The 13,783-nt window shown below is 35.3% G+C and carries 23 protein-coding genes; 1 reads left to right on the top strand and 22 read right to left on the bottom strand.

Annotation, left to right across the window (positions count from 1 at the left end):
• Positions 1–8: 8 nt before the first annotated feature.
• The 22 genes from rpsE to rpsL all read right to left on the bottom strand — a co-directional run bounded on the left by rpsE (position 9) and on the right by rpsL (position 11,848).
• Positions 9–536: a 30S ribosomal protein S5 gene (gene rpsE, locus BMZ76_RS05165; RefSeq protein WP_035668102.1), complete on the bottom strand. Its 528-nt coding sequence runs from the start codon at positions 534–536 to the stop codon at positions 9–11.
• A 6-nt stretch (positions 537–542) separates the two neighbouring features.
• Positions 543–893, bottom strand: a complete 351-nt coding sequence (rplR, locus tag BMZ76_RS05170) for a 50S ribosomal protein L18 (RefSeq protein ID WP_039110219.1) — start codon at positions 891–893, stop codon at positions 543–545.
• An 11-nt stretch (positions 894–904) separates the two neighbouring features.
• Entirely contained in the window at positions 905–1,447 is a 543-nt protein-coding gene (gene rplF, locus BMZ76_RS05175) for a 50S ribosomal protein L6 (protein ID WP_091173708.1), read from the bottom strand.
• Between the two features lie 18 nt (positions 1,448–1,465).
• Positions 1,466–1,864, bottom strand: coding sequence for a 30S ribosomal protein S8 (rpsH, locus tag BMZ76_RS05180; protein WP_026707006.1), 399 nt, complete (start codon positions 1,862–1,864; stop codon positions 1,466–1,468).
• A 123-nt stretch (positions 1,865–1,987) separates the two neighbouring features.
• Positions 1,988–2,257, bottom strand: a complete 270-nt coding sequence (rpsN, locus tag BMZ76_RS05185) for a 30S ribosomal protein S14 (RefSeq protein ID WP_007136553.1) — start codon at positions 2,255–2,257, stop codon at positions 1,988–1,990.
• 3 nt (positions 2,258–2,260) lie between these two features.
• Positions 2,261–2,812: a 50S ribosomal protein L5 gene (gene rplE / locus BMZ76_RS05190; RefSeq protein WP_091203663.1), complete on the bottom strand. Its 552-nt coding sequence runs from the start codon at positions 2,810–2,812 to the stop codon at positions 2,261–2,263.
• Between the two features lie 2 nt (positions 2,813–2,814).
• The gene (rplX, locus tag BMZ76_RS05195; RefSeq protein WP_091203664.1) at positions 2,815–3,129 is read right to left on the bottom strand and encodes a 50S ribosomal protein L24; all 315 of its coding nucleotides are present in this window, start codon (positions 3,127–3,129) and stop codon (positions 2,815–2,817) included.
• Between the two features lie 12 nt (positions 3,130–3,141).
• The gene (rplN, locus tag BMZ76_RS05200; RefSeq protein WP_026717863.1) at positions 3,142–3,510 is read right to left on the bottom strand and encodes a 50S ribosomal protein L14; all 369 of its coding nucleotides are present in this window, start codon (positions 3,508–3,510) and stop codon (positions 3,142–3,144) included.
• Positions 3,511–3,512: 2 nt separating this feature from the next.
• The gene (gene rpsQ / locus BMZ76_RS05205) at positions 3,513–3,773 is read right to left on the bottom strand and encodes a 30S ribosomal protein S17 (protein ID WP_091203665.1); all 261 of its coding nucleotides are present in this window, start codon (positions 3,771–3,773) and stop codon (positions 3,513–3,515) included.
• A 17-nt stretch (positions 3,774–3,790) separates the two neighbouring features.
• Positions 3,791–3,976 carry a 50S ribosomal protein L29 gene (rpmC, locus tag BMZ76_RS05210; RefSeq protein ID WP_091203666.1) on the bottom strand — a complete coding sequence of 62 codons (186 nt, stop codon included), beginning with the start codon at positions 3,974–3,976 and terminating at the stop codon, positions 3,791–3,793.
• 13 nt (positions 3,977–3,989) lie between these two features.
• A complete protein-coding gene (gene rplP, locus BMZ76_RS05215) occupies positions 3,990–4,415 on the bottom strand; it encodes a 50S ribosomal protein L16 (protein ID WP_007803637.1) in 426 nt (141 codons plus the stop codon).
• Positions 4,416–4,434: 19 nt separating this feature from the next.
• Positions 4,435–5,193: a 30S ribosomal protein S3 gene (gene rpsC / locus BMZ76_RS05220; protein ID WP_091203667.1), complete on the bottom strand. Its 759-nt coding sequence runs from the start codon at positions 5,191–5,193 to the stop codon at positions 4,435–4,437.
• A 6-nt stretch (positions 5,194–5,199) separates the two neighbouring features.
• The gene (rplV, locus tag BMZ76_RS05225; protein ID WP_091203668.1) at positions 5,200–5,610 is read right to left on the bottom strand and encodes a 50S ribosomal protein L22; all 411 of its coding nucleotides are present in this window, start codon (positions 5,608–5,610) and stop codon (positions 5,200–5,202) included.
• 6 nt (positions 5,611–5,616) lie between these two features.
• Entirely contained in the window at positions 5,617–5,895 is a 279-nt protein-coding gene (rpsS, locus tag BMZ76_RS05230; RefSeq protein ID WP_007136562.1) for a 30S ribosomal protein S19, read from the bottom strand.
• A 6-nt stretch (positions 5,896–5,901) separates the two neighbouring features.
• Complete coding sequence (rplB, locus tag BMZ76_RS05235; protein WP_059114053.1) at positions 5,902–6,726, bottom strand: 50S ribosomal protein L2; 825 nt, start codon at positions 6,724–6,726, stop codon at positions 5,902–5,904.
• 6 nt (positions 6,727–6,732) lie between these two features.
• Entirely contained in the window at positions 6,733–7,023 is a 291-nt protein-coding gene (gene rplW / locus BMZ76_RS05240; protein ID WP_073018945.1) for a 50S ribosomal protein L23, read from the bottom strand.
• A 6-nt stretch (positions 7,024–7,029) separates the two neighbouring features.
• A complete protein-coding gene (gene rplD, locus BMZ76_RS05245) occupies positions 7,030–7,659 on the bottom strand; it encodes a 50S ribosomal protein L4 (protein ID WP_091173690.1) in 630 nt (209 codons plus the stop codon).
• Entirely contained in the window at positions 7,659–8,276 is a 618-nt protein-coding gene (gene rplC, locus BMZ76_RS05250) for a 50S ribosomal protein L3 (protein WP_091203669.1), read from the bottom strand. Before rplC ends, rplD begins: the two co-directional genes overlap by 1 nt.
• Positions 8,277–8,431: 155 nt before the next feature.
• Complete coding sequence (gene rpsJ / locus BMZ76_RS05255; RefSeq protein WP_011963470.1) at positions 8,432–8,737, bottom strand: 30S ribosomal protein S10; 306 nt, start codon at positions 8,735–8,737, stop codon at positions 8,432–8,434.
• Between the two features lie 11 nt (positions 8,738–8,748).
• Positions 8,749–10,905 (bottom strand): elongation factor G, encoded by a 2,157-nt coding sequence (fusA, locus tag BMZ76_RS05260; protein ID WP_091203670.1) that lies wholly within the window; start codon positions 10,903–10,905, stop codon positions 8,749–8,751.
• 10 nt (positions 10,906–10,915) lie between these two features.
• A complete protein-coding gene (rpsG, locus tag BMZ76_RS05265) occupies positions 10,916–11,392 on the bottom strand; it encodes a 30S ribosomal protein S7 (protein WP_035668130.1) in 477 nt (158 codons plus the stop codon).
• 72 nt (positions 11,393–11,464) lie between these two features.
• Positions 11,465–11,848, bottom strand: a complete 384-nt coding sequence (gene rpsL, locus BMZ76_RS05270) for a 30S ribosomal protein S12 (RefSeq protein ID WP_007136570.1) — start codon at positions 11,846–11,848, stop codon at positions 11,465–11,467.
• Positions 11,849–12,182: 334 nt separating this feature from the next.
• Between rpsL and BMZ76_RS05275 the strand changes: the two genes are divergently transcribed.
• Positions 12,183–13,739, top strand: a complete 1,557-nt coding sequence (locus BMZ76_RS05275) for a BamA/TamA family outer membrane protein (RefSeq protein ID WP_244281752.1) — start codon at positions 12,183–12,185, stop codon at positions 13,737–13,739.
• The last annotated feature ends 44 nt before the right edge of the window (positions 13,740–13,783 follow it).

A 13,783-nucleotide genomic window follows, 5' to 3' on the forward strand; every position in this document is an offset into this window, starting at 1 on the left:
TCCTTGAATTAACCTTTAAAAACTTTTTCTAAAGAAACACCCCTTTGTTTTGCAACAGTATAAGCACTTCTCATTTGTAATAAAGCATCAAAAGTTGCTTTCACTACGTTGTGAGGATTTGAAGATCCTTGAGATTTAGATAATACATCATGAATTCCAACTGATTCAAGAACTGAACGAACAGCTCCACCAGCAATAACTCCTGTACCATGAGAGGCAGGAATTAAGAATACACGTGCACCACCAAATTTACCTTTTTGTTCGTGAGGAACTGATTGACCATTCAAAGGAATTTTTACTAAATTTTTCTTAGCATCTTCCACTGCTTTCGCAATTGCTTCAGAAACATCTTTAGATTTTCCTAATCCGTGTCCAACCACTCCGTTTTCATCACCTACAACTACAATAGCAGAAAAACCGAAAGCTCTACCACCCTTTGTAACCTTAGTAACACGATTAACACTTACCAAACGATCTTTTAATTCAAGACCACTCGGTTTTACTAACTCTACATTCTTGTATTTACTATTAGACATACTATATTAGAATTTAAGTCCAGCCGCTCTTGCGCCTTCCGCTAATGATTTAATACGTCCGTGATATAAATAACCTCCTCTATCGAAAGTTACTACGTCTATCCCAGCTTTTAAAGCTTTTTCAGCAACTAGTTTTCCAACTGCTGTAGCAACTTCAATGTTCGTACCGTTACCTATTTCTTTTTCTCTTGAAGAAGCCGCCAACAATGTAACTCCGTTTACGTCATCAATAAGTTGAGCATAAATTTCTTTGTTACTTCTAAACACAGATAGTCTTGGATTAGTAGCAGTACCACTAATTGTTTTTCTAATTCTGAATCTAATTCGTTGTCTTCTTTCAGGTTTTGTTAATGACATAATCTTATTTTTTAAGCTGATTTACCTGCTTTTCTTCTTAATACTTCACCTACAAATTTAACACCTTTTCCTTTGTACGGCTCAGGCTTACGGAAACCTCTGATTTTCGCAGCTACCTGACCTAAAAGTTGTTTGTCAAATGATGTTAACTTAACGATCGGGTTTTTACCTTTTTCAGATATAGTTTCTAAAGTTACTTCTGGAGCAATTTCTAAGACTATATTGTGAGAGTAACCAAGTGCTAAATCTAACTTTTGTCCTTGATTTGAAGCTCTATAACCAACTCCTACCAATTCTAATGACTTAGTAAAACCATCTGTTACACCGATAATCATGTTATTGATTAAAGATCTGTACAAACCGTGTTTTGCTCTTTGGTCTTTGTGATCAGAAGACCTATCTACTTGAACTAGATCCCCTTCAACTGTTACAGTTACGTCCGAAAACTCCTGAGTTAGTTGACCATTTTTTCCTTTTACCGTAATAATACCATTAGCAACTGAAACAGTTACTCCTGCTGGTATTGTTACTGGGCTTTTACCTATTCTTGACATCTTATATAGTCTTTAAAATTAGTATACGTAACAAATTACTTCGCCACCAACATTCAATTGTTTAGCTTTCTTTCCAGTCATTAAACCTTTAGAAGTAGAAACAATAGCAATTCCTAATCCGTTAAGGATTCTAGGAATACTTGAAGAACTTGAATATTTACGTAAACCTGGTTTACTAATTCTTTGGATATCTTTAATTACTGACTCTTTAGTATCTTTATCATACTTCAAAGCGATTTTGATTGAACCCTGAACAGCGTTGTCTTCAAATTTGTAACTCAAGATATAACCTTGATCAAATAAGATCTTAGTTATTTCTTTTTTTAGATTAGATGCAGGAATTTCGACAACTTTGTGGTTTGCAGCCACAGCGTTACGAACTCTTGTCAAATAATCTGCAATAGGATCTGTATACATATGTATTAATTTGCGGTTTTGGTTTTCAACAAACGATTTGCCGAACCTAAAACCAATTTATAAATGTTTATGATACAGACAAAACATACGTTAAGTCTGTATCAGGACGCAATAAATTACGTCTTACCAAGATGCCTTTTTAACGCCAGGTATTAATCCGTTATTTGCCATTTCACGAAATGTAACACGTGAAAGACCGAATTGACGCATATACCCTCTTGGTCTACCTGTTAATTTACAACGATTGTGCAAACGAACTGGCGAAGCATTTTTTGGTAACTTTTGCAAACCTACGAAATCTCCAGCTTCTAACAAAGCTTTTCTTTTCTCAGCATACTTAGCTACTGTTTTTTCTCTCTTAACCTCGCGGGCTTTCATTGATTCTTTAGCCATGTCTTAATTCTTTTTAAAAGGTAATCCTAATTCTGTTAATAGAGACTTTGCTTCTTTATCTGTTTTTGCACTAGTTACAAAAGAAATATCCATTCCTGAAATTTTGTTTACTTTATCAATATCAATTTCTGGGAAAATGATTTGTTCCAAAACTCCAAGATTATAATTTCCTCTTCCGTCAAAACCAGTAGCTTTAATGCCACCGAAATCTCTTACACGTGGTAAAGCTGAAGTAATAAGTCTGTCTAAAAACTCATACATTCTTTCTCCACGCAACGTAACTTTTGCTCCAATCGGCATCCCTTTTCTCAATTTAAATGACGCAACGTCTTTCTTTGAAATAGTAGATACTGCTTTCTGTCCAGTGATCTTTGTTAACTCATCAACTGCATAGTCAATAAGTTTTTTATCGGATACAGCTGCACCAACTCCTTTACTCAAAACGATTTTTTCCAATTTTGGAACTTGCATTACGTTTACGTATCCGAATTCCTCTTTAAGAGCAGCAATTACTCTGCTCTTATATTCTTCTTTTAGTCTAGGTATATATGCCATTACTATAGTACTTGATTAGATTTTTTTGAAAATCTTACTTTCTTATCTCCTTCTACTCTAATACCTACTCTGGTTGTTTCCTTAGTTTTAGGATCAATTAAAGAAATATTAGATATTTGTATCGAAGCTTCTTTCTTTACGATACCACCCTGAGGGCTTTTTGCACTAGGTTTCGTATGTTTTGAAACCATGTTTACACCTTCAACAATCGCTTTGTTCTTCTCACGGTAAACACGAACAACTTTACCTTCAGCACCTTTATGGTCTCCAGCAATTACTCTTACAATGTCACCTGATTTTATTTTTAGCTTTATCATCTTAAAAACGAATTAAAGCACTTCTGGTGCTAATGATACAATTTTCATGAATTGTTTTTCACGAAGTTCTCTTGCTACCGGACCAAAAACACGAGTTCCTCTCATTTCACCAGCAGCATTCAATAACACACATGCGTTGTCATCAAATCTAATGTATGAACCATCGGCTCTTCTTACTTCTTTTTTGGTACGTACAACAACTGCAGTTGAAACAGCTCCTTTTTTAACGCTTCCGTTAGGAGCAGTATCTTTGATAGAAACTACAATCTTGTCACCAACAGAGGCATACCTTCTTTTAGTACCTCCTAAAACACGGATAGTTAAAACTTCCTTTGCTCCAGTGTTATCTGCTACTTTTAGTCTTGATTCTTGTTGTACCATAATTATTTAGCTCTTTCTAAGATTTCAACTAACCTCCAACATTTTGTCTTACTTAAAGGACGCGTTTCGCTAATCCTTACCGTATCTCCAACGTTACAGTCGTTCTTTTCGTCGTGTGCGTGATACTTTTTAGTTTTCAACACGAACTTACCGTATAATGGGTGTTTTACTTTACGCACTTCAGCAACAACAATAGATTTATCCATTTTGTCCGAAGTAACAACACCAACTCTTTCTTTTCTTAAATTTCTTTTTTCTTCCATCTTTCAGCAGACTACAGTTATTGTCTTTTAGTAAGTTCGGTAGCTAATCTTGCAACTGTTCTTCTTACACTTCTTATTTGAAGTGGATTCTCAATTGGTGAAATAGCGTGAGCCATTTTTAGATCAGCATATGTTTTCTTAGTCTGGCTAAGCTTTTCTTGCAACTCTGCTGCAGAAAGATCTTTTATTTCTGATTGTTTCATAATATAATATAGATTATGCTTCGAAATCTCTAGCAACGACGAATTTAGTTTTTACCGGAAGCTTCTGAGCCGCAAGACGTAACGCCTCTTTTGCAACTGACAAAGGTACTCCTCCAACTTCAAACATAATTCTTCCGGGTTTAACAACGGCAGCCCAATACTCAACTGCCCCTTTACCTTTACCCATACGTACCTCAAGAGGCTTCTTAGTAATTGGTTTGTCTGGAAATATTTTGATCCATAATTGTCCTTCTCTTTTCATAAAACGAGTTGCGGCAATACGCGCAGCTTCGATTTGACGAGAGGTTAAGAACATTCCATCTTCATGTACAGATTTAATACCAAACATTCCATTAGAAAGTTCATGTCCTCTTTGAGAATTCCCTTTCATTTTACCTTTTTGTACCTTACGGTATTTTGTTCTTTTAGGCTGTAACATTTTTCTTTAGTTTAAAAATTTACTTTCGTTTACGAGCGTCTGGTTTTCCACCTTTGTTAAAAGGTTTTCTATCTCCTCTTGGAGAATCATTACCTTTACCACCAGCACCAGATTGTTTTTTGTCCATTCCAGCAAGTGGAGAAAGATCTCTCTTTCCATAAACTTCACCTTTCATGATCCATACTTTGATTCCCATTCTACCATAAGTAGTGTGAGCTTCAGCCAAAGCATAATCAATGTCAGCTCTGAAAGTTGATAGAGGAACTCTACCTTCTTTGAAACCCTCTGAACGAGCCATCTCTGCACCATTCAAACGACCAGAAATCAGGACTTTGATACCTTCTGCGTTCATACGCATAGAGGCAGCAATAGCCATTTTGATTGCACGTCTGTAAGAAATTCTGCTTTCAATTTGACGACAGATGCTTGTAGCAACTAGATACGCGTCAAGTTCAGGTCTTTTGATTTCAAAGATGTTGATTTGAACCTCTTTGTCAGTAATTTTCTTAAGTTCTTCTTTCAACTTGTCTACCTCTTGTCCACCTTTACCGATAATGATACCAGGTCTGGCAGTAGTGATAGTAACGGTTACAAGTTTCAAAGTTCTCTCAATGATTACTTTTGATACACTAGCTTTTGATAAACGAGCATGGATATACTTTCTGATTTTATAATCTTCGGCAAGCTTATCACCGTAATCATTTCCACCATACCAGTTTGAGTCCCATCCTCTGATGATACCAAGTCTATTTCCAATTGGATTTGTCTTTTGTCCCATCTTGTATTAAATTGCTTGTGTGTTATTAATAGATCCAAGCACGATTGTTACGTGATTAGAACGTTTTCTAATTCTGTGAGCACGACCCTGTGGAGCTGGACGAAGTCTTTTCAACATCATTCCACCATCTACTGTAATCGTTTTAACAAATAAACCAGCTTCTTCCATATTAGCATCAGGGTTCTTTGCTTGCCAGTTGGCAATTACAGATAAAACCAATTTCTCTAATTTTCTTGAAGCCTCTTTAGAACTAAATCTTAAGATGTTAAGTGCTCTTTCTACCTTCTGACCTCTTACTAGATCTGCTACTAAGCGCATTTTTCTAGGTGAAGTAGGGCAGTTATTTAACTTTGCAAAAGCCAATGACTTGTTAGCCTCTTTTCTTGCATCTGCTGTTTCTCTTTTACGAACTCCCATTGCTTCTTATTTTTTACCTTTATTTTTTGCTCCAGCATGACCTCTAAAAGATCTAGTTGGTGAAAATTCTCCTAATTTGTGACCTACCATGTTTTCTGTTACGTAAACTGGTACAAATTGACGACCGTTATGAACTGCGATAGTTTGCCCAACGAAGTCTGGAGTAATCATAGAAGCTCTAGACCATGTCTTTACAACTCCTTTATTTCCACCAGCGATGTTTTCTTGAACTTTCTTGTCTAACTTATAATGAACGAAAGGTCCTTTTTTTAATGAACGTGCCATATCTTATTATTTCTTTCTACGTTCTACGATATACTTGTTACTCGGGTTTTTCTTAGAACGAGTTCTATAACCTTTTGCTGGTATTCCATTTCGTGAACGTGGATGTCCACCAGAAGAACGTCCTTCACCACCACCCATTGGGTGATCGACAGGGTTCATTGCAACAGGTCTTGTTCTAGGTCTTCTTCCTAACCATCTTGTTCTACCTGCTTTCCCAGATACAACTAATTGATGGTCTGAATTAGAAACCGCTCCAATTGTAGCCGAACAAGTCAACAAGATTAATCTTGTTTCCCCAGAAGGCATTTTAATTGTAGCATATTTTCCATCTCTTGCCATTAACTGAGCAAATGTTCCAGCAGAACGAGCGATTACAGCCCCTTGTCCTGGTCTCAATTCGATACAAGAAATAACAGTTCCTAACGGAATTCTACTTAAAGGTAAAGTATTACCAATTTCAGGCTGAGATTCTGGACCAGAAACAAGTTTCTGACCTACTTTCAATCCGTTTTGAGCAATAACATACGTTTTCTCTCCATCAGCATACGCTAACAAAGCGATAAATGCAGTACGATTTGGATCATATTCGATTGATTTCACTGTAGCAGGAATTCCTTCTTTTGTACGTTTGAAATCAATAATACGATATCTCTGCTTGTGACCACCACCCGTATAACGCATGGTCATCTTTCCTTGACTATTTCTACCACCAGAGTTTTTTATCGGCGCTATCAAAGAGCGTTCCGGCTTATCAGTTGTAATGGCGTCATAACCATTCACAACTCTAAATCGCTGACCTGGGGTAATAGGTTTTAATTTTCTTACTGACATTTTATCTTAGATATTGTTGTAAAAATCAATTGTTTGTCCTTCTTGTACTTGAACAATTGCCTTTTTAATTGCATTAGTCTTTCCACTGATTAAACCACTTTTAGTGTATTTCGTAGTTCTGTCCGGTCTTACGTTCATCGTGTTAACACTCAAAATAGTTACTCCATAAGCAGCTTCAATAGCTTTCTTAATTTGCACTTTATTTGCTTTTTTGTCAACAACGAATCCGAAGCGGTTTAAAACTTCACTTTCTTTGGTTACTTTCTCCGTTACTATAGGCTTAATTATGATGCTCATATCCTATTATTTACTTAAATTTTCTTCAATTATCTCCAAAGAACTCTCTAAAAGCACTAAATTATTAGCGTTTAATATAGCGTAAGTACTTAATTCTAAGCTACTTACTACGCTAGAGCCTTTTAAATTGCGTGACGACAAATATACATTTTTATTAACATCACCCAAGACAAACAGGGATTTTTTATTTTCTAACTCTAAAGCTTTCAAAACATTAATGAAATTTTTAGTGTTTGGTGTTTCAAAATTAAAGTCTTCAAGAACGATAATGTTCGACTCTTTTGCTTTAATTGAGAAAGCAGATTTTCTAGCCAAACGTTTCAAGCTTTTATTCAATTTAAATGAATAACTTCTTGGCCTTGGTCCGAAAACTGTTCCACCACCTTTAAACAATGGATTCTTTGCACTACCCGCACGAGCAGTACCAGTTCCTTTTTGTTTTTTAATCTTACGTGTACTTCCCGCTACTTCAGCTCTTTCTTTTGCTTTGTGCGTTCCTTGTCTTTGATTAGCAAGATATTGCTTAACATCAAGGTATACTGCGTGATTGTTTGGTTCTATACCAAATACTGAATCAGAAAGTTGAACTTTTCTTCCAGTATCTTTTCCGTTGAAATCTAATACTTTTGCTTCCATTACTTCTGAATGATTACATAAGAGTTGTTATGACCAGGAATACATCCTTTTATAACAAGCAGGTTCTTTTCAGCTACTACTTTTAAAACTCTAAGGTTTTGAACTTTTACATTGTCTCCTCCCATTCTTCCCGCCATACGCATTCCTTTGAACACTCTAGATGGATAAGAAGAAGCTCCTACAGAACCTGGCGCTCTTAAACGGTTGTGTTGACCGTGAGTTGCTTGACCAACACCACCAAAACCGTGACGTTTTACAACCCCTTGAAAACCCTTACCTTTAGATACACCTTGTACATCTACAAATTCTCCTTCAGAAAAAATAGAAACATCAATAAGATCTCCTAATTTTTGCTCAGTTGCGAAATCTTGGAATTCAACGACTTTTTTCTTAGCTACAGTTCCCGCTTTTTTAAAGTGACCTAAAGCCGCTTTTGTGGAATGTTTCTCGTTTTTGTCATCGAAACCAAGTTGCAACGCTTCGTACCCGTCAACACCTTTGGTTCTGACTTGGGTAACAACACATGGTCCAGCTTCGATTACTGTACAAGGAATGTTCTTCCCGTTTTCGTCGAAAATGCTAGTCATGCCGATTTTTCTACCAATTAACCCAGACATAAATATTAATTATTAATTATTAAATATAAATATAGAACGCAGCTTTTAACCGAATCCTATTTTTTTAGTGGGTGCAAATGTATAACTTATTTACACACAAACCAAAAAAATATTCTTCGCTTAAAAACAGCGCTCTTTTCTTACTAGTAAGCTATTTAAACTTTGATCTCTACTTCAACACCGCTAGGCAATTCAAGTTTCATCAAGGCATCAATAGTTTTTGATGAAGATGAATAAATGTCAATTAATCTCTTGTATGACATTACTTCAAATTGCTCTCTCGCTTTTTTGTTAACGTGTGGAGAACGTAGCACTGTAAAAAGTTTTTTGTGCGTTGGCAATGGAATTGGTCCTGTAACAACTGCACCGGTACTTTTTACCGTTTTTACAATCTTCTCAGCAGACTTGTCTACCAACATGTGATCGTAAGATTTTAATTTTATTCTGATTTTTTGACTCATTTTCTTAAAGATTATGCGTTTCCTTTTGCTTTTTTGATAACTGCTTCCGAAATATTAGAAGGCGTTTCAGAGTAGTGTGAAAATTCCATAGTAGATGTTGCTCTACCTGATGAAAGTGTTCTTAACGTAGTAACGTATCCAAACATTTCAGATAATGGCACATCTGCCTTAATGGTTTTGGCCCCAGCTCTATCACCCATATCATTTACCTGACCTCTACGACGGTTGATATCACCTACGATATCCCCCATGTTTTCTTCAGGTGTAATCACTTCCATTTTCATGATTGGCTCTAGTATTACAGCACCAGCTGCTTTAGCTACCTCTCTATACCCCATTCTTGCTGCAAGCTCAAAAGAAAGTGCATCAGAATCTACTGGGTGGAAAGATCCATCCAATAAAGTTACTTTCAAACTATCTACTTGATATCCTGCTAAAGGACCAGTTTTCATAGCTTCTCTAAAACCTTTTTCTACAGATGGGATATATTCTTTGGGAACGTTACCACCTTTGACAGCATTAACGAACTGCAATCCCACAGGAGCTTTACCATCAACTTCATCAGCTGGCTCTAGTCTAAATACGATATCACCGAATTTACCACGACCACCAGATTGTTTCTTGTAAGTTTCTCTGTGTTGAGCAGACTTTGTAAATGCTTCTTTATATTCAACTTGAGGCTCACCTTGGTTTACTTCAACTTTGAATTCACGTCTCATTCTATCAACTAAGATATCCAAGTGAAGCTCACCCATACCCGAGATAATAGTTTGCCCTGAAGCTTCATCTGTTCTAACAGTAAATGTAGGATCCTCTTCGGCTAATTTAGCCAAAGCCATACCCATTTTATCTACGTCCGCTTTAGTTTTAGGCTCAATTGCAATACCAATTACCGGTGCAGGGAATTTCATACTTTCTAAGATAATTGGGTTCTTTTCATCACACAATGTATCTCCAGTTTTAATATCTTTAAATCCAACTGCCGCTCCAATATCACCCGCTTCAATATAATCAATTGGATTTTGCTTGTTAGCATGCATTTGGTAAATACGAGAAATTCTTTCTTTGTTTCCTGAACGTGTGTTCAAAACATAAGAGCCGGCATCTAAACGTCCTGAATAAGCACGGAAGAAAGCTAAACGACCTACGAATGGGTCAGTGGCAATTTTAAAAGCTAAAGCAGCGAATGGCTCTTTAACATCAGGCTTACGCAAAATTTTAGTTTGATCCTCTTCTAATAAATCAGCATCATCAGGATGAATTCCTTCGATACCATCTTTATCCATTGGAGATGGCAAGTATTTACATACGGCATCTAACATGAATTGAACTCCTTTGTTCTTAAAAGAAGAACCAGCAATCATAGGAATGATAGCCATATCCATTACAGCCGCTCTCAATGCAATATTGATTTCTTCCTCTGTTATAGAGTTTTCATCTTCCATGAATTTTTCAAGCAAAGTCTCATCATAATCAGCTACTGCTTCAATAAGAATCGATCTGTATTCTTTCACTTCTTCAAGCATGTCTTCTGGAATAGGCACAATCTCGTAAGTTGCTCCCATACCTTCTTCATCCCAAACAATAGCTTGGTTTCTTACTAAATCAACAACACCTTTGAAATCATTCTCTTCGCCAATTGGCAAAGTGATTGCAACCGCATTTGATTTCAACATATCTCTTACTTGTTGACATACCATCAAAAAGTTAGATCCTTGTCTGTCCATTTTATTAACGAATCCAATACGTGGTACTCTGTATTGATCTGCTAGTCTCCAGTTAGTTTCTGATTGTGGCTCTACACCATCAACAGCACTAAATAAGAAAACCAAGCCATCAAGTACACGCAACGAACGGTTTACTTCAACTGTAAAGTCAACGTGTCCCGGTGTATCAATAATATTAAAGTGATAAGGCAATGTTTCAGGCAAAACTTTACCTTGTGTAGTTGGAAAATTCCACTCACAAGTTGTAGCTGCAGATGTAATTGTAATACCTCTTTCTTGCTCTTGTGCCATCCAGTCCATTGTTGCAGCACCATCGTGTACTTCACCAATTTTGTGTGATTTTCCTGTATAGAATAATATACGCTCCGTTGTCGTTGTTTTACCAGCATCAATGTGAGCAGCAATTCCTATGTTTCTTGTATATTTAAGATCTCTAGCCATTTCTTAAGAATTAAAATCTAAAGTGAGAGAATGCTTTGTTAGCTTCTGCCATTTTGTGAGTATCCATCCTTTTCTTAACAGCTGCTCCTTCTTCTTTAGCCGCAGCTAAACATTCTGAAGCTAACCTTTGAGCCATAGATTTTTCGTTTCTTCTTCTAGAATAAAGAATTAACCATTTCATAGCCATAGAAATTTTTCTATCTGGACGAATTTGCATTGGAATCTGAAATGTAGCTCCACCTACTCTACGACTACGTACTTCTACGTGAGGCATAACATTGGTTAACGCATCTTTCCAAATTTCTAATGATGGTTTCTCTGCATCTTGTTTTTTAGACTCAATGATGTCAATTGCATCATAAAATACTTTAAACGCTGTCGATTTTTTTCCATCCCACATTAAGTTGTTCACAAAACGTGTTACCAGTTGGTCATTAAACCTTGGATCTGGTAAAAGTGGTCTTTTCTTTGCCGCTCTTTTTCTCATGTCTTTTTTTTAATAAAAGGTCATACTTGTAAGAATGCGACTAATCACATCCTTATGTAATAACTTTTTAAATTACTTTTTTGCTTCTTTTGGGCGTTTTGCTCCGTACTTAGATCTCCTTTGCGTTCTTCCTGCTACTCCTGACGTATCAAGCGCACCACGAACGATGTGATATCTAACTCCTGGTAAATCTTTTACCCTTCCACCCCTAACTAATACTATCGAGTGCTCTTGTAAATTGTGTCCTTCACCAGGGATGTAAGCATTCACTTCATTACCATTTGTCAAACGTACACGCGCTACTTTACGCATTGCAGAGTTTGGTTTTTTTGGTGTTGTAGTGTAAACACGCGTACAAACCCCTCTTCTTTGAGGACAAGAATCTAAAGCAACCGATTTACTCTTCTTAGTTATCTGAGTTCTTCCTGTTCTTACTAATTGTTGAATTGTTGGCATAATTAATACTAAAAATTTCTTATTATATTAAATTCCCGCTTTTTACGGGGTTGCAAATGTAGAAAATATTTTTTACTCTACAAACGTTAATCTATTAATTTTCAATAAGATTATTTTATCATTTGATTTTTATCACAAACATTAGATATTTGCATTACTTTTATTAAAAACACGTACTCATTTGAAATTCTCAGTTATTTTATTCTTCTTTCTAAATTTTTGCCTCAATTGTTCGGCACAAAATTTCCGATTATTAATATCTGGAAGTAACTTATTAGAAACAAAAACTATAGACTCCCTAAAATATAACACAGCTCACAAGAACACTAAAACAATGAGTGAAGAGATAATCAAACTTTCAGAAAAATTATCTGAAATAGGCTATATAGATAACACTGCCGTTGAATTTAATAAAACGAAGGATTCAGTTTATGTAGCCAATTTTACACTAGGAAAAAAGATAAAAACAATACATATATATATAGGTACAAATTTAATTCTCGAAAACTCAACTGAACCAAGTAAAGTAAACGACACTGTAAAATTACCCTACACCGAAATTAATTCTTTTCTAAAGCAAACTGTACAGAAATTAGAGCAAAATGGATTCGCATTAGTAAAACTGAAACTAACAAACATTAGAAGAGTCGACACTAAAATTTATGCCGATATAAAAGTGGAATCAGACAAGAAAAGAACACTAAACTCCATAATAATAAATTACGCAGAAAACAGCCGATCCAATAAATTCCCCAATGGACATTTAGCGCAAATTAACCGAAAATATAAAAACAGCGTTTTTAATCAAAAAATAGTAGACGAAATTTATAATGATTTTGAGAAATTTGGATTTATTAACCAACTGAAATATCCAGAAATTTTATTTACAAAAGACACAACAAAAGTTTACGTATATATCGAGAAAAAGAATTCAAATACTTTCGATGGCTTTATTGGATTTTCAAACAATGAAAACAAAAAAATAATTCTAAATGGATACTTGGATGTCAAGCTTGAAAATATTTTAGGTTTTGGAGAACAATTAACCGTTTACTGGAAAAGCGACGGAAATGATCAAAAAACATTTAACGCAAGCATTGAACTTCCTTATTTACTTAAAAGCCCAATAGGATTAAAAGCCCAAATTCAACTATTCAGACGAGACAGCACTTTTCAAAACACAAAAAGCGCAATTGATTTAAGCTACTTTCCAAATTACAACAGCCGCTTATATTTGGGATACCAAACCACAGAATCGAGCGACATTCAAAACTCGATAGACACTTCAATAAGCGATTACAACAGTTCTTTTTTAACATCTAGTTTTAATTACACAAAACTTGACTTAGCTAATTTTACTTTTCCGATAAAAACTTTTGTTACGATAACTGCCGGATCCGGAAACCGAGAAATCAACAATCAATTAAAAAATTCCACAAAAAGCAATCAATTTTTTTTAAACATTCAAGCTTCACATAATTTTAACTTAAATAAAAAGAATATTATAAATATTAATAGTCAGAATTACTTTTTACAAAGCAATACCTATATGGTAAATGAACTTTTTCGTTTCGGCGGATTTAAAAGCATAAGAGGATTCACAGAAAATAGTTTACAAGCTTATTTAACAACGTCAATTCTTACAGAATACAGGTACATAATGGCTTCAAATCTCTACATTCATTCAATCCTTGATTATTGTATTTACAGAAACAAATCGGGCATAGAACAAAGAGACAACATTGAAAAGCTATTAGGAATCGGATTTGGATTTGGTCTACAGACCAAAAATGGTTTATTAAAACTAGCTGTGGCAAATGGTAGCACCAAAAACCAATCATTAAATATAAATAACACAATTATTCACATTAGTTATAATGTTAAATTTTAAAATAAGTATAAATTAGAGTTTTATATATTAGGAAAGTTAACAAA

Origin of the sequence: Flavobacterium xueshanense (assembly GCF_900112975.1) — a bacterium.
GTDB lineage: Bacteria > Bacteroidota > Bacteroidia > Flavobacteriales > Flavobacteriaceae > Flavobacterium > Flavobacterium xueshanense.

What these genes read in the sequence shown, in the direction of transcription:
- rplP (WP_007803637.1), bottom strand. Translation starts at nt 4,415, where the DNA reads ATGTTACAGCCTAAAAGAACAAAATACCGTAAGGTACAAAAAGGTAAA.
- rplE (WP_091203663.1), bottom strand. Translation starts at nt 2,812, where the DNA reads ATGGCATATATACCTAGACTAAAAGAAGAATATAAGAGCAGAGTAATT.
- rplX (WP_091203664.1), bottom strand. Translation starts at nt 3,129, where the DNA reads ATGATAAAGCTAAAAATAAAATCAGGTGACATTGTAAGAGTAATTGCT.
- rplB (WP_059114053.1), bottom strand. Translation starts at nt 6,726, where the DNA reads ATGTCAGTAAGAAAATTAAAACCTATTACCCCAGGTCAGCGATTTAGA.
- rpmC (WP_091203666.1), bottom strand. Translation starts at nt 3,976, where the DNA reads ATGAAACAATCAGAAATAAAAGATCTTTCTGCAGCAGAGTTGCAAGAA.
- rpsS (WP_007136562.1), bottom strand. Translation starts at nt 5,895, where the DNA reads ATGGCACGTTCATTAAAAAAAGGACCTTTCGTTCATTATAAGTTAGAC.
- rplW (WP_073018945.1), bottom strand. Translation starts at nt 7,023, where the DNA reads ATGAGCATCATAATTAAGCCTATAGTAACGGAGAAAGTAACCAAAGAA.
- fusA (WP_091203670.1), bottom strand. Translation starts at nt 10,905, where the DNA reads ATGGCTAGAGATCTTAAATATACAAGAAACATAGGAATTGCTGCTCAC.
- rpsG (WP_035668130.1), bottom strand. Translation starts at nt 11,392, where the DNA reads ATGAGAAAAAGAGCGGCAAAGAAAAGACCACTTTTACCAGATCCAAGG.
- rplD (WP_091173690.1), bottom strand. Translation starts at nt 7,659, where the DNA reads ATGGAAGCAAAAGTATTAGATTTCAACGGAAAAGATACTGGAAGAAAA.
- rpsH (WP_026707006.1), bottom strand. Translation starts at nt 1,864, where the DNA reads ATGTATACAGATCCTATTGCAGATTATTTGACAAGAGTTCGTAACGCT.
- rpsN (WP_007136553.1), bottom strand. Translation starts at nt 2,257, where the DNA reads ATGGCTAAAGAATCAATGAAAGCCCGCGAGGTTAAGAGAGAAAAAACA.
- BMZ76_RS05275 (WP_244281752.1), top strand. Translation starts at nt 12,183, where the DNA reads ATGAGTGAAGAGATAATCAAACTTTCAGAAAAATTATCTGAAATAGGC.
- rplV (WP_091203668.1), bottom strand. Translation starts at nt 5,610, where the DNA reads ATGGGAGTTCGTAAAAGAGAAACAGCAGATGCAAGAAAAGAGGCTAAC.
- rplF (WP_091173708.1), bottom strand. Translation starts at nt 1,447, where the DNA reads ATGTCAAGAATAGGTAAAAGCCCAGTAACAATACCAGCAGGAGTAACT.
- rpsE (WP_035668102.1), bottom strand. Translation starts at nt 536, where the DNA reads ATGTCTAATAGTAAATACAAGAATGTAGAGTTAGTAAAACCGAGTGGT.
- rpsJ (WP_011963470.1), bottom strand. Translation starts at nt 8,737, where the DNA reads ATGAGTCAAAAAATCAGAATAAAATTAAAATCTTACGATCACATGTTG.
- rplC (WP_091203669.1), bottom strand. Translation starts at nt 8,276, where the DNA reads ATGTCTGGGTTAATTGGTAGAAAAATCGGCATGACTAGCATTTTCGAC.
- rpsQ (WP_091203665.1), bottom strand. Translation starts at nt 3,773, where the DNA reads ATGGAAGAAAAAAGAAATTTAAGAAAAGAAAGAGTTGGTGTTGTTACT.
- rplR (WP_039110219.1), bottom strand. Translation starts at nt 893, where the DNA reads ATGTCATTAACAAAACCTGAAAGAAGACAACGAATTAGATTCAGAATT.
- rpsL (WP_007136570.1), bottom strand. Translation starts at nt 11,848, where the DNA reads ATGCCAACAATTCAACAATTAGTAAGAACAGGAAGAACTCAGATAACT.
- rplN (WP_026717863.1), bottom strand. Translation starts at nt 3,510, where the DNA reads ATGGTACAACAAGAATCAAGACTAAAAGTAGCAGATAACACTGGAGCA.
- rpsC (WP_091203667.1), bottom strand. Translation starts at nt 5,193, where the DNA reads ATGGGACAAAAGACAAATCCAATTGGAAATAGACTTGGTATCATCAGA.